Here is a 22,323-nt window from a genome sequence, read left to right on the forward strand (position 1 = left end):
AGCCCGCTCCCACAGGGTTTGCGCTGAACCTGTGGGAGCGTGGCTTGCCCGCGATGAACGATGACTCGGTCCACCTGACTTGCTAACCCCGGCAGCATCGGCAATCATGTCCGCCATATAGGGGTAGGGGGTATACGTATGTCGCACATCCACGAACACAAAGACGACCTGCTCAACCGCGTCCGGCGTATTGCCGGCCAGGTTCAGGCGGTGGAGCGGGCGCTGGAATCCGACGCCGAGTGCGCCAAAACCCTACATCTGGTCGCGGCGATCCGCGGTGCGGTCAATGGTCTGATGGACCAGTTCATCGACGCCCACGCCCGTGAACATGTGGCGCGTCCCGGGCTCAGCGATGAAGCACGCGCCGAAGGCGTTGAGGATTTGTTGCAAGCCATCCGCCGTTATTCGAAATAGAGGCCAGCCCCATGACTCTGCAACCTCAGGCTTCGCACTTTACCCACGACCACCTGTTTCTAGGGGCCGCCCACGATGACAACGCCCGCCGCACATTGTGGGTGGTGGCGCTGACGTTCGTGATGATGATTGGCGAAATTGCCGCCGGTTACATCACCGGTTCCATGGCGCTGCTGGCGGATGGCTTTCATATGGCGACTCACGCCGGGGCCATGGGCATTGCGGCGGCGGCCTACGGCTTTGCTCGACGACATGCCAACAATTCGCGCTTCAGTTTTGGTACCGGCAAGGTCGGGGATCTGGCGGGTTTTGCTTCGGCCATAGTGCTGGGCCTGGTGTCGATCGGCATCGCTGGCGAGTCCGTCGTGCGACTGTTTCAACCGACCACTGTGGCTTTCACCGAAGCGACGGTGATTGCGGTGGTGGGGCTGGGGGTGAACATCGTCAGTGCGTTTCTGTTGTCGGGCAATCATGGGCATCACGGCCATGATCATCACGATCACAGTAATGCCCACGCTCATCATCACGACAACAACCTGCGTTCGGCGTATTTGCATGTACTGGCCGATGCGTTGACCTCGGTGCTGGCCATCGTGGCATTGTTGGCCGGGCGCTACCTGGGCTGGGTCTGGCTGGACCCGGTGATGGGGATCGTCGGCGCGATCGTGATCGCGAGATGGGCTTATGGCTTGATGCGTGACAGCGCCGCAGTGTTGCTGGATACCACCGATGAGCACGTCGCCGCCGAAATTCGTGAGCTGCTCGAGTCGACGGACGATGTTCGCATCAGTGACCTTCACGTCTGGCAAGTCGGCCCTCAGGCGCGGGCCGCGATTGTCAGCGTCGTGGCCGTGGCAGGTGTCAATGCCGACGCCATTCGCGAACGTCTGGCGCCGGTTCATGAGTTGTCTCACCTGACGGTCGAGCATCGCCACGCTTGAAGTGTCTTTCAGGCAAAGAGCGGAATGCGCCCGTTAAGGGAAGGGCGGTAGTGCCAGGTCAACCGGTCCAAAGCAGGTTGCATCGCCAGGATCTCAGCCAGCGTCGCACGGGCAATGCTTAAGGCCAACACCTGTCCCGGACATTGATGACGGCCCGCGCCGAAAGTGAAACTGCGACGGTTCGGGCGATCGAGCAAAAACGCGTCGGGATCATCATTGAGCTGCGGATCGCGATTGGCCGAGGCCAGCAGCACCAGGATAACGTCGTCGGTGTTCAGGCTCACGCCGTCGATTTCACACGGTGCGGCGATGAAGCGGCGGGTGTTTTGCACTGACGGGTCGAAGCGCTGAACTTCAGCGATCAGGTCATCAAGTTGAGCCGAATCCAACTGTGGGTTTCGCCTCAACGCCAATAGCGCATTACCGATCAGTCCGGCAGTGGCTTCATGGGTCTGGGAGAACAGGCCGATCAGGTTGGCGATCAAGGTTTCAGCGTCGGTTGATGTCGCCGCGAAACGCTGCCGGATACCCGCGAGCAGGGCGCTTCGATTGTTCGGGTCGTCCAGAAGCTCGATGAAATAACCCTTCAGCTGTTCCGCCGCGACATGGGCGGCGTCCAGTTGTGCTTGAACGCTGAGCGCCGACAGGCAGGCGACGAAGTCTGCGGTCAGCTCGCTGATGGCCCGGCCCTGAGCCGGAGAAAAGCCGAGCAACGCCGCGACCACGCAGACCGGCCCGCGAAACATCGCTGCGTACAACCCGTCGGGGCCCGGGGTAATCAATCGAGCGCCGACCAACGCATTGACCTCATTCACGTCCATCAACGCCAGCCCCGGCTCAATCGCCGCCCTCGGGCAACGCTGCCGCTCGCCTTCATTCATCCGCATCAACTGACCGAACACCTTGCCGGCCATGCCTTGAGCAATCGCCTGGGGCACCGGCTCATGAGATGGCCGCACATGACAGTGCGGATGCGCCAGCACGGCGGCAACGGCTCGGGCGCTGCTGGCCACCCACAGTTTCAGTCCTTGATGAAAAACCAGCCCACCCTCGGCGCGCAGTTGCGCGTAGTAAGGGTAGGGATCGGCGTGAGTCGCAGCGATGATCGGGTCCATGGGGCGCAGCCTTATCGGTGGTTGGAAAGTGTTGCTACTATCTCCAGTCCGAAAGGGCCTTGATTCGTCCGGGAGCGAAATATGAACGCAGAACAACACGACATCGGCGTCTCTCAAGTGGCTGCCGCCATCGCGGAGCCTGCCCGAACGAAAATCCTCTGTTCGCTGATGGACGGCCACGCCCGCACCAGCACCGAGCTGGCGACGATTGCCGAAGTCAGTTCCTCGACCGCCAGTGCTCACCTGGCCAAGCTCAAGGAACTGGCGCTGGTGCGTTTGCACGTTCAAGGCCGTCACCGCTATTACAGTCTCGCGGACAAGCGCGTGGCCCAGGCGCTGGAAGCGCTGATGGTGATCAGCCAGAACGCCGCGCCGACGTTCAACCCGCGCACCCCGGATCGCCTGCAATTCGCCCGCACCTGCTACGACCACATGGCCGGCACGCTGGCAGTGTTGCTGCATGACCGGATGATCGACGCGGGGTGGTTGCTGGAAATCGATGAGCAGGTTTATCAACTGAGCGACAGCGGTGAGGCGTTATTCGAAGGATTGGGCATCGACGTCAAAGACCTCGGCACCTTGCGCCGCCGCTTCGCCTGCCCGTGCCTGGACTGGAGCATGCGTCGGCCGCACCTGGGCGGTGCCTTGGGTGCGGCGTTGCTGCAAACGGCGATCAAACGCAAATGGGTGACGCAGGACCTGGACAGTCGGGCTCTGGCGTTGACGGCGCTGGGGCGTAAGGAACTCAGTAGCCGGTTCGCCGTTGAGCTGCCGGTTCAGGCTGCGACAGCACAACCTGCGTCCACCGAGACCAGGCGCCGCACGATCGCCAGCCCTGCGGCTTAGCGACTGGACGAGGCCATGAGCACGCCAAAGCCGGCGAAGGTCACGCCCGAGACTTTCGCCGCCAGCCAGGAACCCTTCGGGCTCGACAACCAGCCTTTGGCGGCATTGGCGAGCAAGGCATAGCTGCCATGCACCAGAACCACCAGCACACCGTAGGAAGCGACCAGTTTGATGAACTGGGTGTAGAAGTGCGCCGAGGTGTCGATGAATTGCGGGAACACCGCCAGAAAGAAAAACACCGCCTTGGGGTTCAACAGCTGCATCGAAGCCGCTTCAAGAAAGCGATAGCCAGGGCTTGAGGGGCGCGTTTCAAGCAGCGTACTGAAACGATCCGAGCGCCAGCTTTTATAGCCCAGGTACAACAAATAGGCGGCCCCTGCGTATTTCAACGCGGTAAAGGCGCTCGCGGAGGTGCTGAGTATCAGGCCAACACTGGTGGCGCTGATGGCGGCGACGACAAACGCCCCCGACGCGATCCCCAGAATGCCCGGCACGGCCCCCGTCCAACCGTGTCGCACCGCGTTCGACAGGGTCAGGACCACGCCTGGCCCCGGGCTCAAAATGGTCAGGGTGGCGAAAAGTACAAAGAGTCCGTAGCTGTTCATGTCTTGCTCCATCGGTGGCGCTGGCTGCGTGTTGGCAGAGTGGCGTGACGAAACGAGCGTGACAAACGCTTTAATTAAAGCGCATAGGTGACTAAATTAGACCCATGAAAAATCAACTACCGCCGCTTAATGCTGTTCGCGCCTTCGCCGTTGCTGCTCGTCATCAGAGCTTCAGGCTGGCGGCCGAAGAGCTGCATGTCAGCCATAGTGCCGTCAGCCGGCACATCAAATTGCTTGAGGAATATTTGGGCGTGCTGCTGTTCGAGCGGCGCATCCGTCAATCGGTGCTGACGCCGGCCGGCCAGCGCTTTTATGAGCAGGTCAGCGCCGGGCTGTCGCAGATCGCCAACGCTGCCGCTGCGCTCAAGCAACATGCCTCGCTGCCTACCGTGAAGATCAATGTCCGTCCGTCCTTTGCCGTGCTTTGGCTGACGCCCAGGCTGGCGGATTTTGTTGCGCAGCACCCGGGCATCAAGCCGCAGGTGATCACTCAAACCCAGGCACCCGATCAGGCACGCGACGGGTTCGATGTCGTCATTCGCCGTGGCCGTGACGACTGGGCACCGGCGATTGAAGCGCGACCGCTGTTCGAAGACGAACTATTGTTGGTCGCGGCGCCATCGCTGATCGAGCGCCTGCCACTTGAAGACCTCACTTCGCTGAGCCGGCACACGTTACTGACCGTCAAGGCGCGTCGCGAAGACTGGCACAATTGGGCCATGCACTTTGGTCAAGGCCAGTCAGCCACTCAGGTAACCCGGCAGTTTGATCACATGCACCTGGCGCTTCAGGCTGCCGTGGATGGACAGGGTATCGCCCTGTGCCCAACCTCATTGCTGGGCACTCACCTCTCGAGCGGACGCCTGATCTGCCCGTTGCCCGAGTTGCGTCTGCCGTTGCCGCGTTACTACTACGGCGTTGCACCGGACGTGACGGCGCAGACACGGGTGTTTGTGGAGTGGATGTTTGCCCGCATTGCTCAAGATGAGCTGCAGTGGCAAACACCTGGTGCTGTAACCGCTACGCCCTGAAATTCCAGACAATCTCCACCACCCGCACCGCCAGCACCAGGTAGACCAGAAACAGAATGATCTGAAACGCCGTGTGATACGGCAACCTGGACAGCCGACGCAGGCCGTCGCTGACATTAAGCAGCATCAGCACCGCTGACAGCAGGATCAATCCCCAGCCGGCGAGGCTTGAGGTGAGAAACCCCATAAACAGGTACTGATCGCTGTGCAACGCGTTGGTGCCCGCCGCAAACATCAGCGCACACACCAGCAGGTTCTTGATGTTGTCGAACACTTGCGTGGTGAAGTCGGTGTCCAGCAAGGCCAGATACTTTCGCCAGAGTTTTCCCATGGTTTTGATGGCACCCGTTGATGGCCGTTGGACGTGGCAAGTCTAGTGACCTTTTCCACGATTCGCGGGCGAAAAAAAGCCCGGCCTTCAATAGGATGGCCGGGCTTTTTTGTTCAAACGGACAGTCGTGTCAAATCAAACCTTGACGATCCAGCCCGCTGGCGCTTCGACGTCGCCGGTCTGTACACCGGTCAGCTCTTTGTAGAGCTTCTGGGTGATCGGGCCGACTTCGGTTTCGCTGTGGAACACGTGCAGTTTGTCGTTGTAGCTGATACCGCCGATCGGGGTGATCACTGCGGCAGTACCGCAAGCGCCGGCTTCCTTGAAGTCGGACAGCTTGTCGATGAACACGTCACCTTCGACCACTTCCAGGCCCAGACGGGTCTTGGCCAGCTCGATCAACGACAGACGAGTGATACCCGGCAACACCGAAGGGGAATTCGGGGTGACGAACTTGTTGTCGTGGGTGATCCCGAAGAAGTTGGCCGAGCCGACTTCCTCGATTTTGGTGTGGGTCAGCGGGTCCAGGTAGATGCAGTCGGCGAAGTGCGCCTTCTTGGCCTGGGAACCCGGCATCAGGCTGGCGGCGTAGTTGCCACCGACCTTGGCCGCACCGGTGCCTTGTGGGGCGGCACGGTCGTAGCTGGAGATCAGGAAGTTGTGCGGGGTCAAACCGCCCTTGAAGTAAGCGCCGACCGGGATGCAGAAGATCGAGAAGATGAACTCGGGCGCGGTGCGCACACCGATGTTGTCACCCACGCCGATCACGAACGGGCGCAGGTACAGCGCGCCGCCGGTGCCGTAAGGCGGGATGAAACGCTCGTTGGCGCGTACCACTTCCTTGCACGCTTCGACGAACTGTTCGGTGGACACGTGCGGCATCAGCAGGCGCGCGCAGCTGCGTTGCATGCGTGCGGCGTTCTGGTCCGGGCGGAACAGGTTGATCGAACCGTCCTTGCAGCGGTAGGCCTTCAGGCCTTCGAAGCACTGCTGGCCATAGTGAAGGGCAGTGGAGCCTTCGCTGATGTGCAGCACGTTGTCTTCGGTCAGGGTGCCTTTGTCCCACTCGCCATTACGCCAGTGCGACAGATAGCGCTTGTCTGTCTTGATGTAGTCAAAACCCAGCTTGTCCCAATTGATGCTTTCGTTACCCATGACACCCTCTATCACTTAACAACCGCCGAAACGGTTCAAGGCTTCTGACATTTTTCTGGATGGGGACAACAATACTTCATTCCGGGCCCATTTCGCAGCCCGGACTATCGGGTGATTGGCATATAAATGGTGTCGACCTTGAGAATTCGCGAGCAAGCCCGCTCCCACATTCGATCTGTGGTTGCCACAGCGCCTACAAACACCACAAATCCAATGTGGGAGCGGGCTTGCTCGCGAAGAGGCCATCACCTACGCCATCAATCTCCCTGGGTTACAGATGCAGCGCGTGACCAAGGGCACGCAACGCCGCTTCCTGCACCGCCTCACCGAGCGTCGGATGCGCGTGGATGGTGCCGGCGATGTCTTCCAGACGAGCGCCCATTTCCAGGCTCTGGCCAAACGCCGTCGACAACTCCGACACGCCTACACCGACCGCCTGCCAGCCAACAATCACATGATTGTCCCGACGAGCGACCACCCGCACGAAGCCGCTTTTCGATTCCAGCGTCATCGCCCGGCCATTGGCGGCGAACGGGAAACTCGAAACGATGCAGTCCAGCCCCGCAGCCTTGGCCTCGTCCGGGGTCTTGCCGACCACCACCAGCTCCGGGTCGGTGAAGCACACGGCGGCGATGGCGGTCGGGTTGAATTCGCGGTGTTTGCCGCTGATCAGCTCGGCAACCATTTCACCCTGAGCCATGGCCCGGTGCGCGAGCATCGGTTCGCCGCTCAAGTCGCCGATGGCGTAGACGTTACGCATGCTGGTCTGGCACCGGTTGTCGATCTTGATCGCCGAACCGTTCATGTCCAGGTTCAAGGCTTCGAGGTTCCAGCCTTGAGTGTTGGGTTTGCGGCCGACAGCCACCAGTACCTGATCGGTTTCCAGGTTCAAGGTGTCGCCATTCGGGTCACGAACTTGCAACGTATTTCCTTGTGAATCAAAGCCTTCAACGCTGTGCTTCAAGTAAAGCTTTACGCCGAGTTGCTTGAGCGCTTCGTGTACCGGATGGGTCAGTTCGGCGTCGTAGGCTGGCAGGATACGATCCTGCGCCTCGACCACACTGACCTCGGCGCCGAGCTTGCGATAAGCAATCCCCAGCTCCAGACCGATGTAACCGCCACCGACCACGACCAGCCGTTTCGGCACGGACGTCGGTGCGAGGGCTTCGGTGGAGGAGATAACCGGCCCGCCAATCGGCAGCATCGGCAGGTTCACGCTTTTCGAACCGGTGGCCAGCACCAGGTGCTCGCACTGAATGCGCGTGTCGTCGACTTCGACGGTCTTGCCGTCGATCACTTTGGCCCAGCCTTGAATGACCTGAACCTTGTGCTTCTTTAATAGCGCCGAAACGCCGGTGGTCAGGCGATCAACAATGCCGTCCTTCCACTCGACGCTCTTGCTGATGTCCAGGGTCGGCGCCGATACGCTGATGCCCAGCGCCGAGTGTTGGCTGTGGTGCTGCGTCTGATGGAACTGTTCGGCGACGTGAATCAATGCCTTCGACGGAATGCAGCCGATGTTCAGGCAGGTGCCGCCCAACGATTCGCCTTCCACCAGAATGGTCGAAATGCCCAACTGACCGGCGCGGATCGCCGTCACATAGCCGCCAGGGCCGCCGCCGATGATCAGCAGCGTGGTGTTCAAAGTCTGTTGCATGACTTTCTCCACAAATGCCTACTCAACAAAAAGCGTGGCGGGTTGTTCGAGCAAGCCACGGATGGCCTGGATGAATTGCGCCGCGTCCATGCCATCGACCACGCGGTGATCGAAGGAGCTGGAGAGGTTCATCATCTTGCGGATCACGATCTGGCCTTTGACGACCATCGGCCGTTCGACGATTTTGTTCACGCCGACGATTGCCACTTCCGGCAGGTTCAGCACCGGGGTGCTGACGATGCCGCCCAGGGCGCCGAGGCTGGTCAGGGTGATGGTCGAACCGGAAAGCTCATCGCGGCTGGCCTTGCCAGTGCGCGCAGCGGTGGCCAGACGCGAGATTTCCGCGGCGCTGTCCCACAGGCTGCGGGTTTCGGCATGACGTACCACCGGCACCATCAAACCGATGTCGGCTTGGGTGGCGACGCCCACATGCACCGCGCCGAGGCGCGTGATGACTTGCGCTTCGTCGTCGTAGCGGGCGTTGATCTGCGGGAAGTCGCGCAGGGCCACGACCAACGCGCGGACCAGGAACGGCAGCAAGGTCAGCTTGCCGCGGGTTGCGCCGTGTTTTTCGTTCAAGTGTGCGCGCAGTTCTTCCACGGCAGTGACGTCGATTTCCTCGACGTAGCTGAAGTGGGCAGCACGCTGGGTGGCGTCTTGCATGCGCTGGGCGATCTTGCGACGCATGCCGATCACCGGGATTTGCTCTTCGTCGTTGCGCTGGGCGTAAGCGGCGGTGGCGGTCGATGCATTTGACTGACCCTGAGCCAGATAAGCCTCGAGGTCTTCGTGCAGAATCCGTCCGGCAGGGCCGCTGCCACGCACCAGACGCAATTGAATGCCGAGGTCCAGCGCATGCTTGCGCACGGCGGGGGAGGCCAGTGGACGCTCATCGGCTTCACGGGCAACCATCGGACCTTGGCACGCGGCGGCAGGGCGAGGCGCCGCCACCGGTGTGCTTTCAACAACCGCTTCAACTTTAGGCGCTGCAATGGGTGCTTCTTTAACCGCTACTGGCTGAGCCGACTCTTTAACGTTGCCCGCGCCTTCGACTTCGATGCTGATCAGAATGCTGCCGACTGCCATGACTTCGCCAGGCTGGCCGCCCAGCGCAATCACTTTGCCATGCACCGGGGATGGAATGTCGACCATCGCCTTGTCGGTCATGACATCGGCCAGCACCTGATCTTCGACGACCATGTCGCCGACCTTGACGTGCCACTGAGACAGCTCAACTTCTGCAATGCCTTCGCCAATGTCCGGCATTTTAATAACGTGCGTGCCCATTCAGACCTCCATAACCCGATGCAAAGCCGCGCCCACTCGGGACGGGCCAGGGAAATACGCCCACTCTTGCGCGTGCGGGTAGGGAGTGTCCCAACCGGTGACGCGCTCGATCGGCGCTTCCAGGTAGTGGAAGCAATGCTCTTGCACCAAGGCGACCAGTTCGGCGCCGAAACCGCAGGTGCGGGTCGCTTCGTGAACGATCACGCAACGGCCGGTTTTCTTCACCGACTTGACGATGGTGTCCAGGTCCAGCGGCCACAGGCTGCGCAGGTCGATGACTTCGGCGTCGATACCGGTTTCTTCAGCCGCCACTTGCGATACATAAACGGTGGTGCCGTAGGTCAGGATGGTCACGTCTTTGCCGGGACGCGCGATGGCAGCGACATCCAGTGGCACGGTGTAGTAACCGTCCGGCACTTGCGCGGCGGGGTGTTTCGACCACGGGGTTACCGGACGGTCGTGGTGGCCATCGAACGGGCCGTTGTACAGGCGTTTTGGTTCGAGGAAGATCACCGGGTCATCGTTTTCGATGGAGGCGATCAGCAGGCCTTTGGCGTCGTAAGGGTTGGACGGCATGACCGTGCGCAAACCGCAGACCTGGGTGAACATCGCCTCGATGCTCTGGCTGTGGGTCTGGCCGCCGTAGATGCCGCCGCCGCAGGGCATGCGCAGGGTCATCGGTGCAGTGAATTCGCCGGCCGAGCGATAACGCAGGCGGGCGGCTTCGGAAATGATCTGGTCCGACGCCGGGTAGACGTAATCGGCGAACTGGATCTCGGCCACCGGCCGCAAACCGTAAGCGCCCATGCCCACGGCGACGCCGACGATGCCGCTTTCGGAAATCGGTGCGTCGAATACCCGGGAGGTGCCGTACTTGTTCTGCAGGCCTTCGGTGCAACGGAACACGCCGCCGAAGTAGCCCACGTCCTGGCCGAACACCACGACATTGTCGTCACGCTCAAGCATCACATCCATGGCCGAGCGCAGGGCCTGGATCATGGTCATGGTGGTCGTGGTCATGGCGGTTTCCAACTCGATTTTATTGTTGTGATCGTTCATGTCAGATCCCCAACTCTTGACGCTGGCGCTTCAAATGCTCCGGCATCTCTTTGTAGACGTCTTCGAACATGGTCGCGGCGCTCGGAATCTGGCCGCCGGCGAGGGTGCCGTACTGCTCGGCTTCTTTCTGCGCGGCGATCACTTCGGCTTCCAGCTCGGCGCTGACGGCGACGTGTTCCTCTTCAGACCACTGACCGATTTTGATCAGGTGCTGCTTGAGGCGCGCAATCGGGTCGCCCAACGGGAAGTGGCTCCAATCGTCGGCAGGACGGTATTTGGATGGATCATCGGACGTCGAGTGCGGGCCGGCGCGGTAGGTGACCCATTCGATCATGGTCGGGCCGAGGTTGCGGCGCGCACGTTCGGCGGCCCAGGCAGAGGCGGCGTACACCGCGACAAAATCGTTGCCATCAACCCGCAGGGAGGCGATGCCGCAACCGACGCCGCGTCCGGCGAAGGTAGTGGCTTCACCACCGGCAATCGCCTGGAACGTGGAGATTGCCCATTGGTTGTTGACCACGTTGAGGATCACCGGCGCACGGTAGACGTGGGCGAAGGTGAGGGCGGTGTGGAAGTCCGATTCAGCGGTAGCGCCGTCGCCGATCCAGGCCGAGGCGATTTTGGTGTCGCCCTTGATCGCCGAGGCCATGCCCCAGCCCACGCCCTGGACGAATTGGGTGGCGAGATTGCCGGAAATGGTGAAGAAACCGGCGTCCTTGACCGAGTACATGATCGGCAGTTGACGGCCCTTGAGCGGATCGCGTTCGTTGGACAGCAGTTGGCAGATCAGGTCGACCAGCGGCACGTCGCGGGCCATGAGAATGCTTTGTTGACGGTAGGTGGGGAAGCACATGTCGTCGATGTTCAAGGCCAGGGCCTGGGCGCTGCCGATGGCTTCTTCGCCAAGGCTTTGCATGTAGAACGACATTTTTTTCTGACGCTGGGCGACCACCATGCGGTTGTCGAAAATCCGCGTCTTGAGCATGGCGCGCATGCCTTTACGCAGGATCTCGACGGGCACGCCTTCAGCCCATGGGCCGAGGGCATTGCCCTGGTCGTCGAGCACGCGAATCAGGCCTTTGGCCAGATCAGCCGTGTCGGCCGGTTCAACGTCGATTGGGGGTTTGCGCACCAGGCCTGCGTCGGTCAGATGCAGGTAGGAGAAGTCGGTTTTGCAGCCGGGGCGGCCCGAAGGTTCGGGAACGTGCAGGCGCAGCGGTTCGTACGCTTGGTTCATGGCTTCTACGCTCGATCTTGTGAATTTCTTGTAGTGAGCTGGCAGTCATTCTTCGATAAAAGAAATCTTGTCCTACAACAATCATAGGCCGGCCCAAGAAGAATATTTCTCTCTGTTTCGTTGCGCTTGAGGTCATTTGAGGATAAAAATTCTGCATAAACATAAAAAGCAGGTGGTTTTGTCTCATGCGCAAACTGGACCGTACCGATATCGGCATTCTCAACAGCCTTCAGGAGAACGCGCGCATCACCAACGCCGACCTCGCGCGTTCGGTGAACTTGTCGCCCACGCCGTGCTTCAACCGGGTCAAGGCGATGGAAGAATTAGGGCTGATTCGTGAGCAAGTGACCCTGCTCGATGCCGACCTGCTGGGGCTGCATGTGAATGTGTTTATTCACGTCAGCCTGGAGAAACAGGTGGAGGAGGCGTTGCAGCATTTCGAAGAGGCGATCTCGGATCGTCCGGAAGTGATGGAGTGCTATTTGATGGCCGGCGACCCGGATTACCTGATCCGCGTACTGGTGCCGACCATTCAGTCGCTGGAGCGCTTCATGATGGATTTTTTGACCAAAGTGCCCGGGGTGGCGAACATCCGTTCGAGCTTTGCGCTCAAGCAAGTGCGCTACAAGACGGCGCTGCCGTTGCCGGCCAATGGGTTGACCCTGGCCAATTGAGTTGTAGCAGCTGTCGAGCACCGCGAGGCAGCGTTCGGCGGCGAAGCCGTCGCAAAACTTGCAACCGCGTTCTTTCCGGGAAACCGCGTTGGTTGGATTACGACGGCTGCGCCGCCGAACGCTGCCTCGCGGTGCTCGACAGCTGCTACGGGACTAGAGTTGATTCAGAGGGATTTTGAGGTAAGTGACACCATTGCCCTCCGCCGGCGGCAAATTCCCCGCCCGCACATTCACCTGAATCGCCGGCAACAACAACGTCGGCATGCCCAACCCGGCATCGCGCCGGGTGCGCATGGCGACGAAAGCGGCCTCATCAATGCCATCGTGAATATGGATGTTGCTTTTGCGCTGCTCGCCAACCGTGCTCTGGCATTGCGGGGCGCGGCCCGGGGGCGGGTAATCGTGGCAGACGTAGAGGCGAACGCTGGCGGGGAAGGCCAGCAGCTTGTGGATCGAGGCAAACATCTGGTTGGCGTTGCCGCCCGGGAAGTCGCAGCGCGCGGTGCCGACGTCTGGCATGAATAACGTATCGCCCACCAGAATCATATCGCCGTCGATCAAATAGGCCATGTCCGCCGGGGTATGGCCGGGCACATGCAGGGCCGTGGCCTTGAGATTGCCGATCCGGAATGATTCGTCCGGCACGAACAGGTGATCGAACTGTGAACCATCGACGCTAAATCCCGCCTCCAGATTGAACAGCGTCTTGAACACGTCCTGAACCTTGCTGATCGACTCACCGATCGCAATCTTGCCCCCCAATTCCCGACGCAGATACGGCGCGGCGGACAGGTGATCGGCATGGGCGTGGGTTTCCAGCAGCCATTGCACCTGCAACTGATGTTCGCGCACGAAGGCGATGATTCTGTCGGCCTGGACGGTCGCGGTGCGCCCGGCGGCGGGGTCGTAATCCAGCACTGGGTCGACAATCGCGCAGTGCCCGCCATCGTGCTCGTAGATCACGTAGCTGTAAGTCGACGAGGCGGGGTCGAGGAAGGCTTCAATCAACGCAGACATGGGGACGAACCTGTGGAAAGGGGCGGGAGGACAATAACCGGTTGCAACACTTTATGTTTAAACATAATGTCCGCAGCTTAAGTGACGTCGAAGGCATCCTGCAAATGCAATCCAGTCTGACCGAATGTGAAGTCGCCCAGCTCCGGGCTTCTGCCTCCAAAGCTTGCGTGCTGCTCAAGGCCTTGGCCAACGAGGACCGCCTGCTGATTCTCTGCCAACTGACCCAGGGCGAGCGCAATGTCGGCGAACTGGAAAAAATGACCGGCGTGCGCCAGCCCACACTGTCCCAACAGCTGGGCATCCTGCGCGACGAGGGATTGGTCGCCACCCGTCGTGAAGGCAAGTACATATTCTATGGTTTAGCCAGTCACGAAGTGATTCAGGTGATGAAGACGCTGTCCGGCCTGTACTGCGGAGCGGTGCTGAAAAGCTGGGGCTGAGTCTGATAGCCGTAATGCGATCCGTAGCAGCTGTCGAGCCCTGGCGAGGCTGCGTTCGGCTGCGAAGCAGTCGTAAATCAGAGATTGCGGTATGTCAGACAGACCGCATTAGCCGGTTTCACGACTGCTTCGCAGCCGAACGCAGCCTCGCTGGGGCTCGACAGCTGCTACGGGACTGAACGCAGCCTCGCTAGCTGCTACGGGACTGAACCCGGCGCCATGCGTGCAATAACAAGGAATGAGTAATGAACGATCAACACTGGGGCCCATCCATCAGTGCCGACATCGTGGTAATAGGCGGCGGAACCGCCGGCATTGGTTTGGTTGCCAGCCTGCTGAAACGCGATCCGGGTTTAAACATCACCGTCATCGAACCCGACAGCCAGCATTACTACCAACCGGCGTGGACGCTGGTCGGCGGTGGTGCTTACGCGGTGAAAAACACCGCGCGCCCGATGTCCTCGGTGATGCCGCGCCAGGCCACCTGGTTGCAGGCGTGCGTGACTGACATCGCCCCGGACAGCAAACAGCTGACCCTCGACGATGGCCGCACCGTCAGTTACCGGAACCTCGTGGTCTGCCCCGGTTTGCGCCTGGCCTGGGAGAAAATCGAAGGCTTGCAGGACACCCTCGGCCAGAACGGCGTGACCTCCAATTACAGCTATCGGCACGCGGCCTACACCTGGGAACTGGTCCGGGGATTGCGCGGCGGTAAAGCGATCTTCACCCAGCCAGCGATGCCGATCAAATGCGCCGGTGCGCCGCAGAAAGCCTTGTACTTGTCCTGCGATCACTGGCGTAAAACCGGCGTTCTGAACAAATTCGACGTCGAGTTCAATCTGGCTGGCGCTGCGTTGTTCGGTGTGGCGACATTCGTGCCGCCGCTCATGAAGTACATCGAAAAGTACAACGCCCGGCTGGCCTTCAATTCCAATCTGGTCAAGGTTGACGGGCCATCGAAAACCGCGTGGTTCGAGGTCAAGGACGCTGCAGGTGTCGTGACCGTACAAGAAAAAACCTTCGACCTGCTGCACGTCGTGCCGCCTCAGGTTTCGCCGGATTTCATCCGCCAAAGCCCGTTGGCCGACGCCGCTGGCTGGTGCGAAGTGAACCCGCACAGCCTGCAACACGTGCGCTATACCGACGTCTTTGCCTTGGGCGATGTCTGTTCCACCAGCAACGCGAAAACTGCCGCCGCCGCGCGCAAGCAGATCGTGGTGGTGGCGCAAAACCTTCTGGCCCTGCGCAAGCAACAGCCGTTGCCACTCAAGTACGACGGCTACGGTTCCTGCCCGCTGACGGTGGAGAAGGGCAAGGTGATCCTCGCCGAGTTCGGTTACGCCGGTAAGTTGCTGCCGACCTTTCCCCTCGACCCGACAGTGCCGCGCCGTTCCGCCTGGTTTCTCAAGGCGACCTTGCTGCCGTGGTTCTACTGGAATGGCCTGCTCAAGGGCCGTGAATGGCTGACCCATCTGTCCAAGGTTGACTGAGAGAACCCTATGTTGCTGGCCAGTTTTTTCGGCGTTGTCATGGGGCTGGTGCTCGGTTTGACCGGCGCTGGTGGCGGTATTCTTGCGGTGCCGGCCCTGGTGCTGGGGCTGGGTTTGACCATGACCCAAGCGGCGCCCGTCGCCTTGTTCGCGGTGGGCAGTGCGGCGGCGATCGGTGCGATCGACGGTTTGCGCCATGGCCTGGTGCGCTATCGCGCGGCGTTGTTGATTGCACTGCTGGGCGCGGTATTTTCGCCGGTGGGCATCTACTTCGCCCATCAGTTGCCGGAAAGGATCCTGATGGTCCTGTTCAGTCTGCTGATGGTCATGGTGGCCTGGCGGATGCTGCGCCGGGAAAAGCCCGACGATGGCCCGAGTGATCACGGCCATGCCAACTGGGGCCAGAAAAACTGCATGCTCGATCAACAGACCGGGCGCTTTTCCTGGACCGCCAAATGCACCGCCACTCTGGCGGCACTCGGCGCGGTGACCGGTGTGGTCTCGGGGCTGCTCGGGGTCGGTGGCGGCTTTCTGATTGTGCCGGCGTTCAAGCAACTGACCGATGTGCAGATGCGCGGCATCGTCGCCACGTCGTTGATGGTGATCAGCCTGATCTCGGTGATCGGCGTGATCGGCGCGTTTCATGCCGGGGTGCGGATCGATGGTTTGGGCGTGTCGTTCATTGTCGCCAGCATCGTCGGGATGATCCTCGGTCGAAAACTCTGCGCGCGGGTGCCGGCCCGAGGGCTGCAGATCGGCTTCGCCAGCGTCTGCGTGGTGATCGCCGTTTACATGCTGTTTAGAGCGCTCGCCTAGCGGGCACCGGTTCCTGTGGACGCCAGTCCGGTCCACAGGCGTACGCCCTAAGTTCCGGGCCTGTCCGACGGGCGGTCTTACGCCGAATTTGCCGCGCGCTACCCGCCAGTCCAAAGCAGCTCACAACCGCCCCCAAGGCAGCGTATGACGCCGCCGGTCCACTTTCGATAATCGCCTCCGACATCAAGTCCCCCGTTGCGGAGCGCGTCATGCACAACAATAAGAACTTCAAGCATCGTTTCTTGCCGGCCTTCATCGCCAGCCTGTCGTCCCTTGGCCTGAGCTCAATGGCCGAGGCCGAAATCATGCTGTACGACAAGGACCAGACCACGTTCTCCACGGATGGCTACATCAACGCCTTCTACGTGAACAGTGACGTGGACCGGGCCGGCGAGCAGTACGACCGGCGCCAGGCGCGGGTGAAGATGGGGTTTCTGCCCAACTACCTGGGCTTCAACATGGGCAAGCAGGTCGATGACCTCAAGCTCGGCGCCCGCGCCTCGTTCTGGGTGACCATCAACGACAGCGAAACCAACGGCACCGACACCGCCATCGACGTGCGGCAGTTCTATGGCACGGTAGCCAATCCAGAGTGGGGCGAGGTGCTGATCGGCAAGGACTTCGGCCTGTTTGCCCGCTCCAACATCCTGCTCGACGAATTGCTCGCCGGTTATGGTCAGGTCAGCGATACATTGGGCCTGGTGGACGGCGGTGGGGTGTCGTTCGGCAACATCGGCAGCGGCTACCCGTACCCGTTCCCGACGTCGCAGATTACCTATCGCACCCCGGTGATGGATGGCTTGCGGGTGGCGGTCGGGATCATGGACCCGGTCGACACCAACGACAGCAGCGCGACGGGCAAGGCGTATCAGGAGAACCCGCGCACCGAGAGCGAGATCACCTATCAGTTCGACGTCGGCGGGGCGAAGATTTACAGCTGGCTCAACGGCAGCTACCAGACTTCGGACAACACCGATTCCAGCGTCGAGTCCGTCACCTCCAAAGGCGTGGGCTACGGCGTGCAGGCGAAGATGGGCGGGCTGTCGCTGACCGGCTCCGGCTTCCAGGCCAAGGGCATCAACCCGTTCTTCACCAACAACGCGGGCGAGCCGACCCTGCGCAATGTCGACAGCGACGGTTACCTGTTGCAGGGCTCCTACAAACTGGGCAAGAACCGCCTGGCACTGTCTTACGGCAAGACCGAGGACGACGGCAACGGCGTGGTCGGCAGCGGTGCCGATTACGAGACCCGCGGCATTGCGCTGTTCCATGACGTCAACGACAACCTGAAGCTGGTGGCCGAGTACAACCAGTTCGAGATCAACGGTCACGACACCAGCGCCCAGAATGAAGACACCGATACGTTTGCGGTGGGGGCGGTGTTGACCTGGTAACTCCATAATCGGCACAACGCAGATCCAATGTGGGAGCGGGCTTGCTCGCGAAAGCGCAGTGTCAGGCAACATCATTGTTGACTGGAAGGCCGCTTTCGCGAGCAAGCCCGCTCCCACAAGGGATTTGTGGTGTTCTGTAGATATTGTCGTCCTCTCATCCCATCGAACCACCCACCCGCTACCCAAGTAGCATTCGCCGCCGCCCGCAGGCTTCGTACACTCGTGCCTCATACAGGCGCACCGGCGAGGGGCGAGGATGCAGCAGGTTCAGAACGACGGTGTGGTCAGTGGCATGTCCCAGGCCACGGATGCCCAGCAAGCGGCTCAGGATCTGGCGCGACAACTCTTGCACCCGCACTTGGGCTTCGTGCTGTTCTTCTGTTCCGCCGAGTACGACTTGCAGGCGCTGGGGCAGGCGTTGCAACAGAGCTTCGGCGGCATTCGTCTGGTGGGTTGCACCAGTGCCGGAGAAATCACCCCCCAAGGTTATGGCCGCAGCTGCGTGACGGCGGTGGGCTTCGATCATCGGCACTTTTCCATCTCCGCCGAACTGATCGACGAGATGGAGCATTTCAGCCTGATCGATGCCCAGCAAATGGTCGAGCGACTGGTCAGCGGCTGTCGCAGCAACACCCTGGCACCGATCAAGGGCAACAGCTTTGCCCTGACCCTGCTCGATGGCTTGTCCAGCCGTGAAGAAATGGTTCTGGCGGCCTTGAGCGCAGCGTTAGGCGACATTCCGCATTTTGGCGGTTCAGCCGGCGACGACAACTACCTGACCCACACCCACGTGTATTTCGGCGGCGAGTTTCACAGCGGCGCGGCGGTGGTGGTGCTGGTCAATACCTGGCTGGACTTCGAAGTCTTCACCACCCACCACATTCTGCCCAGGGCCGAGAAGCTGGTGGTCACCGCTGCCGACAGCACCTCGCGCCGGGTGTTCGAACTGAATGCCGAACCCGCCGCCGAGGAATACGCCCGGCACATCGGCGTGGCGGTGGCCGACCTCGATTATCGGATCTTCGCCGCGCATCCGTTGGCGGTGCGAATCAACGATCAGTATTACGTGCGGGCGATCCAGCAGGTTCATCCGGACCTGAGCCTGAGTTTCTATTGTGCGGTGGAAAACGGCATCGTCCTTACCGTCATGACCCCCGGCCCCATGCTGCCAAATCTGCAAAACTTGTTCGACGGTTTGCAGAAGCGTCTCGGGGACCTGTTGCTGACCATCGGCTGCGACTGTTTTCTTAGGCGTCTGGAACTGGAAGACGGCGGCAATCTCGAGCAGATCGGCGCGTTTCTGCGGGAGCAGCGGGTGATGGGTTTCAACACCTACGGAGAACAGTTCAATGGCATGCACATCAACCAGACCTTCACCGGGGTTGCCATTGCCCGAGGCCGGTCCCCTGGACAGCGCTGACCTGCAGGCGCAGATCGCCAGCCTGCGCCACGAAAACCACAAACTGCAGCGCATCAATGGCGCGCTGATCGAGCGCATTGAATCCGGCATCACCCGGGGCAACGACCCGTATGCGGCGTTCCAGCATTCGGTGGTGCTGGCCGAACAGGTGCGTGAGCGCACCGATGCCCTGAACCAGGCCATGGCCGAACTCAAGGCCGGCAATCATTTGCTCAGTGAGGCACGGCTGCGGGCCGAAACCGCCCATCAACACTTGATCGACGCCATCGAAAGTATTTCCGACGCCTTTGTACTGTTCGATGCCGAACAGCGGATCGTGCTGTTCAACAGCCGCTTCAAGGCGTTCTGGGGCAACAGCCGGGTGCGCATCAATGCTGGCATGCGCCTGCGCGAGGTCAAACGGTTGATGACCTCGACTGGACTGTTCAGCGAAGAACCCCGCGGGCATGCCGACGAAAACCTGCTCTATCGCCTGCACAACGGGCGCTGGCTGCAAGTCAGCGAACGGCCGACTCAGGAAGGCGGGCGGGTGATCCTGTTCACCGACATTACCGACGTCAAACTCAGCGAAACCCTGCGCCGTGAGCAGGCGGTGGCGCAAAAATCGCACTTGTTGCAACGGGCGGTCGACAACCTGTCCCAAGGCGTGGCGATGGTCAACGCCGAGGGCATTCTGGAACTGTGGAACCGGCGCTTCCTGGAACTCAGCGGCCTGGCCCCGGTGGCGGCTCATCGGCCATTCGCCGAAGTGATTGCCGACAGCGAACTGAACCTGCTGACCCCGGCCAGTCGCGATCCGAACGGGCGGCACGTGCAGGAATGCGAGCAGCGCCTCTACGATGGCCGGGTGCTGGAAATCCGCACCCATCCGTTGCCCACCGGCGGTTTCGTCAACACCTTCACCGACATCACCGAACGCTACCAGCACGCCGAAGCGCTCAGCGAAAGCGAGCGCTGGATTCGCCTGATCACCGACCATGTGCCGGCGCTGATCGCCTACCTGAATGCCGATCTGGTCTATGAATTCACTAACAAGGTCTATGAAGAATGGTACTGCTGGCCCCGGGGCGTGATGCTCGGGCAGAGCCTGCGCGAAGTCCACAGCGAGCAGCACTATCAGCGCCTGGAAGCCTACGTGGCCCGGGCCCTGGCCGGCGAGAGCGTGACGTTCGAGTTTGCCGAAACCAACATCAACAATCAGGAGCGCTACATGCTGCGCTCCTACGTGCCCAATCGCCTGGCCACCGGGGAAGTGGTGGGGATTTTCGTGTTGATCCGCGACATCACCGAGCGCCGCCGTACCGCCGAGGCGCTGCATCAGGCCTATCAGAACCTTGAACTGCGGGTGCGCGAACGCACCACCGAACTGACTACCCTTAATGACCAACTGCTGCGCGAAATCGACGAGCGCCGCCGGGTGGAGTCACGCTTGCGCGAGGCCAAGCTCGAGGCCGAGCAGGCCAATCTGTCGAAGACCAAGTTTCTTGCGGCGGTCAGCCACGATCTGCTGCAACCGCTGAATGCCGCGCGGCTGTTTACCAGCGCCTTGCTGGAGCGCCGGGAGCCGGTGGCCAACGAGACGCTGGTGCGCAACGTCAGCAATTCCCTGGAAGACGTGGAAAACCTGCTGGGCACGCTGGTGGACATTTCCAAACTCGATGCCGGGGTGATCAAGGCCGACATTGCGCCATTCGCCCTGAGCGAATTGCTGGAAAACCTCGCCGCCGAATACACCCAAGTGGCCCGCAGCGAAGAGCTCGAGCTGCATTTCATCCCCTGTTCGGCGTTGGTGCGCAGCGACATTCAGTTGCTCGCGCGGATTCTGCGTAATCTGCTGAGCAATGCCATTCGGTATACCTACAGCGGGCGCGTGGTGCTCGGCTGCCGGCGTCATCATCAGCGGCTGACCATCGAGGTCTGGGACAGCGGCCTGGGCATTGCCGAAAACCGTCTGGAGGAGATTTTTCAGGAGTTCAAGCGAGGGGATGTGCAGCGCCCGGATCAGGATCGCGGCTTGGGGCTGGGCCTGGCGATCGTCGAGAAAATCGCCCGTATTCTCGGCCACCGGATTCATGTGCGTTCGTGGCCGGGCAAGGGCTCGATGTTTTCCGTCGAAGTGCCGTTGAGTGCCACGGCGCCCAAGGCGTTGCCGAACCTGCTGATGAGCGAACCGATGCTCGAGCGCCTGCGCGGTGCGCGGGTGTGGGTGCTGGACAACGACGCGGCGATTTGCGCGGGGATGCGCACCTTGCTCGAAGGTTGGGGCTGCCGGGTGATAACGGCGCTGTCGGAGGAGGACCTGGCGCGGCAAGTGGATAATTATCACGATGAAGCCGACCTGCTGATCGCCGACTATCACCTGGATGACGAGAAGAATGGTGTCGACGCCGTGGCCCGCATCAACGCCCGGCGTGCTTCAGCGATCCCGGCGATGATGATCACCGCCAACTACAGCAACGAACTCAAACAGCAAATCCGCGAACTGGGCCACACCCTGATGCACAAACCGGTGCGGCCGATGAAGCTCAAGACGGCGATGAGTCATTTGCTTGGTCGGCCTTGAGGTGTGCCTGAGAGAGTTGGGTGATTTTTAGGGCCCCTTCGCGAGCAAGCCCGCTCCCACATTGACCGAGTCGACTCAGATCTAATGTGGGAGCGGGCTTGCTCGCGAAGGGGACGACTCGGTCTTCTGGTTGCCTGCGAACTCAGCGCCGCAAATACGACCCGAAATCAATATCCCCGGCACTCAAAATCGCCTGCACCCGATTGTGCACATTGAGTTTGCGCAAAATCGCCGAGACGTGGGCCTTGACTGTGGTTTCGGCGATTTCCAGGGTGTAGGCGATCTGTTTGTTCGATTCGCCCTTGGTCATGCGCTCTAGCACCAGCAGTTGTTTGCGGGTCAGCGCCTGGAGCAGTTCGGGCGGGAAGCTCGGGGTGTCATTCATCCGGCGATGAGTGCCGCTTTTTTGCGTGCGGATGATGTCCGGCGGCAGGTACACATTGCCATTGAGGATCTGCTGGATGGCTTCGGTCATCTGCACCCGAGGCGAGGACTTGGTGATGAACCCCACCGCGCCATAGGTGATGGCTTGCAGCACGATTTGTTTGTCCTGCTCGGCGGAAACGATCACCACCGGAATGGTCGGCGCCTCGTTGCGCAGATTGATCAGGCCATTGAGGCCATGCATGCCGGGCATGTTCAGGTCGAGCAGGATCAGGTCCAGGTCATCGTGTTCCTGGGTCAGGGCCAGGGCACTGTCGAGGTCGGCGGTTTCCATGACCTCGCTGCCGGGGAAACCGTCGCTGATGACGTTATGAATGGCTTCGCGAAACAGCGGGTGATCGTCGGCAATCAGAATTTTGTACATGGCCTTTCACCTCATTATTTTTG

21 protein-coding genes are annotated in these 22,323 nt (G+C 60.8%); 11 read left to right on the top strand and 10 right to left on the bottom strand.

The window, feature by feature from the left end; all coding sequences use genetic code 11:
- Nucleotides 1-138: 138 nt before the first annotated feature.
- Nucleotides 139-414, top strand: a complete 276-nt coding sequence (locus IB250_RS07400; RefSeq protein ID WP_019648873.1) for a metal/formaldehyde-sensitive transcriptional repressor — start codon at nucleotides 139-141, stop codon at nucleotides 412-414.
- An 11-nt stretch (nucleotides 415-425) separates the two neighbouring features.
- Nucleotides 426-1,355, top strand: coding sequence for a CDF family Co(II)/Ni(II) efflux transporter DmeF (dmeF, locus tag IB250_RS07405; RefSeq protein ID WP_192343597.1), 930 nt, complete (start codon nucleotides 426-428; stop codon nucleotides 1,353-1,355).
- A gap of 8 nt (nucleotides 1,356-1,363) precedes the next feature.
- Here the strand turns inward: dmeF and IB250_RS07410 are convergent, their stop codons facing one another.
- Nucleotides 1,364-2,470, bottom strand: a complete 1,107-nt coding sequence (locus tag IB250_RS07410) for a cytochrome P450 (protein WP_192343598.1) — start codon at nucleotides 2,468-2,470, stop codon at nucleotides 1,364-1,366.
- Between the two features lie 81 nt (nucleotides 2,471-2,551).
- On the opposite strand from IB250_RS07410, the gene IB250_RS07415 reads away from it, so the two are divergent.
- Nucleotides 2,552-3,316, top strand: coding sequence for an ArsR/SmtB family transcription factor (locus IB250_RS07415; RefSeq protein ID WP_192343599.1), 765 nt, complete (start codon nucleotides 2,552-2,554; stop codon nucleotides 3,314-3,316).
- Here the strand turns inward: IB250_RS07415 and IB250_RS07420 are convergent.
- Entirely contained in the window at nucleotides 3,313-3,921 is a 609-nt protein-coding gene (locus tag IB250_RS07420; protein WP_192343600.1) for a LysE family translocator, read from the bottom strand. The genes IB250_RS07415 and IB250_RS07420 overlap by 4 nt on opposite strands.
- A gap of 104 nt (nucleotides 3,922-4,025) precedes the next feature.
- On the opposite strand from IB250_RS07420, the gene IB250_RS07425 reads away from it, so the two are divergent.
- A complete protein-coding gene (locus IB250_RS07425; RefSeq protein ID WP_192343601.1) occupies nucleotides 4,026-4,952 on the top strand; it encodes a LysR substrate-binding domain-containing protein in 927 nt (308 codons plus the stop codon).
- On the opposite strand, the gene IB250_RS07430 is transcribed toward IB250_RS07425, so the two are convergent.
- The 6 genes from IB250_RS07430 to IB250_RS07455 all read right to left on the bottom strand — a co-directional run bounded on the left by IB250_RS07430 (nucleotide 4,942) and on the right by IB250_RS07455 (nucleotide 11,678).
- The gene (locus tag IB250_RS07430; RefSeq protein WP_008071311.1) at nucleotides 4,942-5,283 is read right to left on the bottom strand and encodes a hypothetical protein; all 342 of its coding nucleotides are present in this window, start codon (nucleotides 5,281-5,283) and stop codon (nucleotides 4,942-4,944) included. The two genes, IB250_RS07425 and IB250_RS07430, sit on opposite strands and share 11 nt — an antisense overlap.
- 135 nt (nucleotides 5,284-5,418) lie before the next feature.
- Complete coding sequence (locus IB250_RS07435; RefSeq protein ID WP_192343602.1) at nucleotides 5,419-6,438, bottom strand: branched-chain amino acid aminotransferase; 1,020 nt, start codon at nucleotides 6,436-6,438, stop codon at nucleotides 5,419-5,421.
- 271 nt (nucleotides 6,439-6,709) lie between these two features.
- Nucleotides 6,710-8,095 (bottom strand): dihydrolipoyl dehydrogenase, encoded by a 1,386-nt coding sequence (gene lpdA / locus IB250_RS07440; protein ID WP_192343603.1) that lies wholly within the window; start codon nucleotides 8,093-8,095, stop codon nucleotides 6,710-6,712.
- Nucleotides 8,096-8,113: 18 nt separating this feature from the next.
- Nucleotides 8,114-9,382: a dihydrolipoamide acetyltransferase family protein gene (locus tag IB250_RS07445; RefSeq protein WP_192343604.1), complete on the bottom strand. Its 1,269-nt coding sequence runs from the start codon at nucleotides 9,380-9,382 to the stop codon at nucleotides 8,114-8,116.
- A complete protein-coding gene (locus IB250_RS07450) occupies nucleotides 9,383-10,441 on the bottom strand; it encodes an alpha-ketoacid dehydrogenase subunit beta (RefSeq protein WP_007895121.1) in 1,059 nt (352 codons plus the stop codon). It lies immediately after the preceding gene.
- A 1-nt stretch (nucleotide 10,442) separates the two neighbouring features.
- Nucleotides 10,443-11,678: a 3-methyl-2-oxobutanoate dehydrogenase (2-methylpropanoyl-transferring) subunit alpha gene (locus IB250_RS07455; protein WP_007895123.1), complete on the bottom strand. Its 1,236-nt coding sequence runs from the start codon at nucleotides 11,676-11,678 to the stop codon at nucleotides 10,443-10,445.
- A 185-nt stretch (nucleotides 11,679-11,863) separates the two neighbouring features.
- Between IB250_RS07455 and bkdR the strand changes: the two genes are divergently transcribed.
- Entirely contained in the window at nucleotides 11,864-12,352 is a 489-nt protein-coding gene (gene bkdR, locus IB250_RS07460; protein WP_017339472.1) for a Bkd operon transcriptional regulator BkdR, read from the top strand.
- Between the two features lie 153 nt (nucleotides 12,353-12,505).
- On the opposite strand, the gene IB250_RS07465 is transcribed toward bkdR, so the two are convergent.
- On the bottom strand, nucleotides 12,506-13,369 hold the full coding sequence (locus IB250_RS07465) for an MBL fold metallo-hydrolase (RefSeq protein ID WP_192343605.1): 864 nt from the start codon (nucleotides 13,367-13,369) through the stop codon (nucleotides 12,506-12,508).
- 104 nt (nucleotides 13,370-13,473) lie between these two features.
- Between IB250_RS07465 and IB250_RS07470 the strand changes: the two genes are divergently transcribed.
- The 6 genes from IB250_RS07470 to nahK all read left to right on the top strand — a co-directional run bounded on the left by IB250_RS07470 (nucleotide 13,474) and on the right by nahK (nucleotide 21,492).
- Nucleotides 13,474-13,809, top strand: a complete 336-nt coding sequence (locus IB250_RS07470) for an ArsR/SmtB family transcription factor (RefSeq protein ID WP_192343606.1) — start codon at nucleotides 13,474-13,476, stop codon at nucleotides 13,807-13,809.
- A gap of 245 nt (nucleotides 13,810-14,054) precedes the next feature.
- On the top strand, nucleotides 14,055-15,299 hold the full coding sequence (locus tag IB250_RS07475) for an FAD/NAD(P)-binding oxidoreductase (protein WP_192343607.1): 1,245 nt from the start codon (nucleotides 14,055-14,057) through the stop codon (nucleotides 15,297-15,299).
- 9 nt (nucleotides 15,300-15,308) lie between these two features.
- Complete coding sequence (locus IB250_RS07480; protein WP_192343608.1) at nucleotides 15,309-16,115, top strand: sulfite exporter TauE/SafE family protein; 807 nt, start codon at nucleotides 15,309-15,311, stop codon at nucleotides 16,113-16,115.
- A 209-nt stretch (nucleotides 16,116-16,324) separates the two neighbouring features.
- Complete coding sequence (locus IB250_RS07485; RefSeq protein ID WP_008005357.1) at nucleotides 16,325-17,509, top strand: porin; 1,185 nt, start codon at nucleotides 16,325-16,327, stop codon at nucleotides 17,507-17,509.
- Between the two features lie 256 nt (nucleotides 17,510-17,765).
- The gene (nosP, locus tag IB250_RS07490; RefSeq protein WP_192343609.1) at nucleotides 17,766-18,929 is read left to right on the top strand and encodes a nitric oxide-sensing protein NosP; all 1,164 of its coding nucleotides are present in this window, start codon (nucleotides 17,766-17,768) and stop codon (nucleotides 18,927-18,929) included.
- Nucleotides 18,898-21,492 (top strand): hybrid sensor histidine kinase/response regulator NahK/ErcS', encoded by a 2,595-nt coding sequence (gene nahK, locus IB250_RS07495; protein WP_192343806.1) that lies wholly within the window; start codon nucleotides 18,898-18,900, stop codon nucleotides 21,490-21,492. The genes nosP and nahK overlap by 32 nt, the downstream gene beginning before the upstream one ends.
- Before the next feature lie 142 nt (nucleotides 21,493-21,634).
- Here the strand turns inward: nahK and IB250_RS07500 are convergent, their stop codons facing one another.
- Nucleotides 21,635-22,300, bottom strand: coding sequence for a response regulator transcription factor (locus IB250_RS07500; protein WP_008005351.1), 666 nt, complete (start codon nucleotides 22,298-22,300; stop codon nucleotides 21,635-21,637).
- Nucleotides 22,301-22,323 lie beyond the last annotated feature (23 nt).

It is taken from the genome of Pseudomonas sp. PDM09 (assembly GCF_014852305.1).
Taxonomy (GTDB): Bacteria; Pseudomonadota; Gammaproteobacteria; order Pseudomonadales; family Pseudomonadaceae; genus Aquipseudomonas.

Excerpts from the sequence above, each read along its gene's own strand:
- IB250_RS07485 (WP_008005357.1), top strand. The coding sequence starts at position 16,325 with ATGCACAACAATAAGAACTTCAAGCATCGTTTCTTGCCGGCCTTCATC.
- IB250_RS07435 (WP_192343602.1), bottom strand. The coding sequence starts at position 6,438 with ATGGGTAACGAAAGCATCAATTGGGACAAGCTGGGTTTTGACTACATC.
- lpdA (WP_192343603.1), bottom strand. The coding sequence starts at position 8,095 with ATGCAACAGACTTTGAACACCACGCTGCTGATCATCGGCGGCGGCCCT.
- IB250_RS07475 (WP_192343607.1), top strand. The coding sequence starts at position 14,055 with ATGAACGATCAACACTGGGGCCCATCCATCAGTGCCGACATCGTGGTA.
- IB250_RS07415 (WP_192343599.1), top strand. The coding sequence starts at position 2,552 with ATGAACGCAGAACAACACGACATCGGCGTCTCTCAAGTGGCTGCCGCC.
- dmeF (WP_192343597.1), top strand. The coding sequence starts at position 426 with ATGACTCTGCAACCTCAGGCTTCGCACTTTACCCACGACCACCTGTTT.
- IB250_RS07470 (WP_192343606.1), top strand. The coding sequence starts at position 13,474 with ATGCAATCCAGTCTGACCGAATGTGAAGTCGCCCAGCTCCGGGCTTCT.
- nosP (WP_192343609.1), top strand. The coding sequence starts at position 17,766 with ATGCAGCAGGTTCAGAACGACGGTGTGGTCAGTGGCATGTCCCAGGCC.
- IB250_RS07445 (WP_192343604.1), bottom strand. The coding sequence starts at position 9,382 with ATGGGCACGCACGTTATTAAAATGCCGGACATTGGCGAAGGCATTGCA.
- IB250_RS07430 (WP_008071311.1), bottom strand. The coding sequence starts at position 5,283 with ATGGGAAAACTCTGGCGAAAGTATCTGGCCTTGCTGGACACCGACTTC.
- IB250_RS07465 (WP_192343605.1), bottom strand. The coding sequence starts at position 13,369 with ATGTCTGCGTTGATTGAAGCCTTCCTCGACCCCGCCTCGTCGACTTAC.
- IB250_RS07500 (WP_008005351.1), bottom strand. The coding sequence starts at position 22,300 with ATGTACAAAATTCTGATTGCCGACGATCACCCGCTGTTTCGCGAAGCC.
- IB250_RS07420 (WP_192343600.1), bottom strand. The coding sequence starts at position 3,921 with ATGAACAGCTACGGACTCTTTGTACTTTTCGCCACCCTGACCATTTTG.
- IB250_RS07480 (WP_192343608.1), top strand. The coding sequence starts at position 15,309 with ATGTTGCTGGCCAGTTTTTTCGGCGTTGTCATGGGGCTGGTGCTCGGT.
- IB250_RS07450 (WP_007895121.1), bottom strand. The coding sequence starts at position 10,441 with ATGAACGATCACAACAATAAAATCGAGTTGGAAACCGCCATGACCACG.
- IB250_RS07410 (WP_192343598.1), bottom strand. The coding sequence starts at position 2,470 with ATGGACCCGATCATCGCTGCGACTCACGCCGATCCCTACCCTTACTAC.
- bkdR (WP_017339472.1), top strand. The coding sequence starts at position 11,864 with ATGCGCAAACTGGACCGTACCGATATCGGCATTCTCAACAGCCTTCAG.
- IB250_RS07455 (WP_007895123.1), bottom strand. The coding sequence starts at position 11,678 with ATGAACCAAGCGTACGAACCGCTGCGCCTGCACGTTCCCGAACCTTCG.
- IB250_RS07425 (WP_192343601.1), top strand. The coding sequence starts at position 4,026 with ATGAAAAATCAACTACCGCCGCTTAATGCTGTTCGCGCCTTCGCCGTT.
- IB250_RS07400 (WP_019648873.1), top strand. The coding sequence starts at position 139 with ATGTCGCACATCCACGAACACAAAGACGACCTGCTCAACCGCGTCCGG.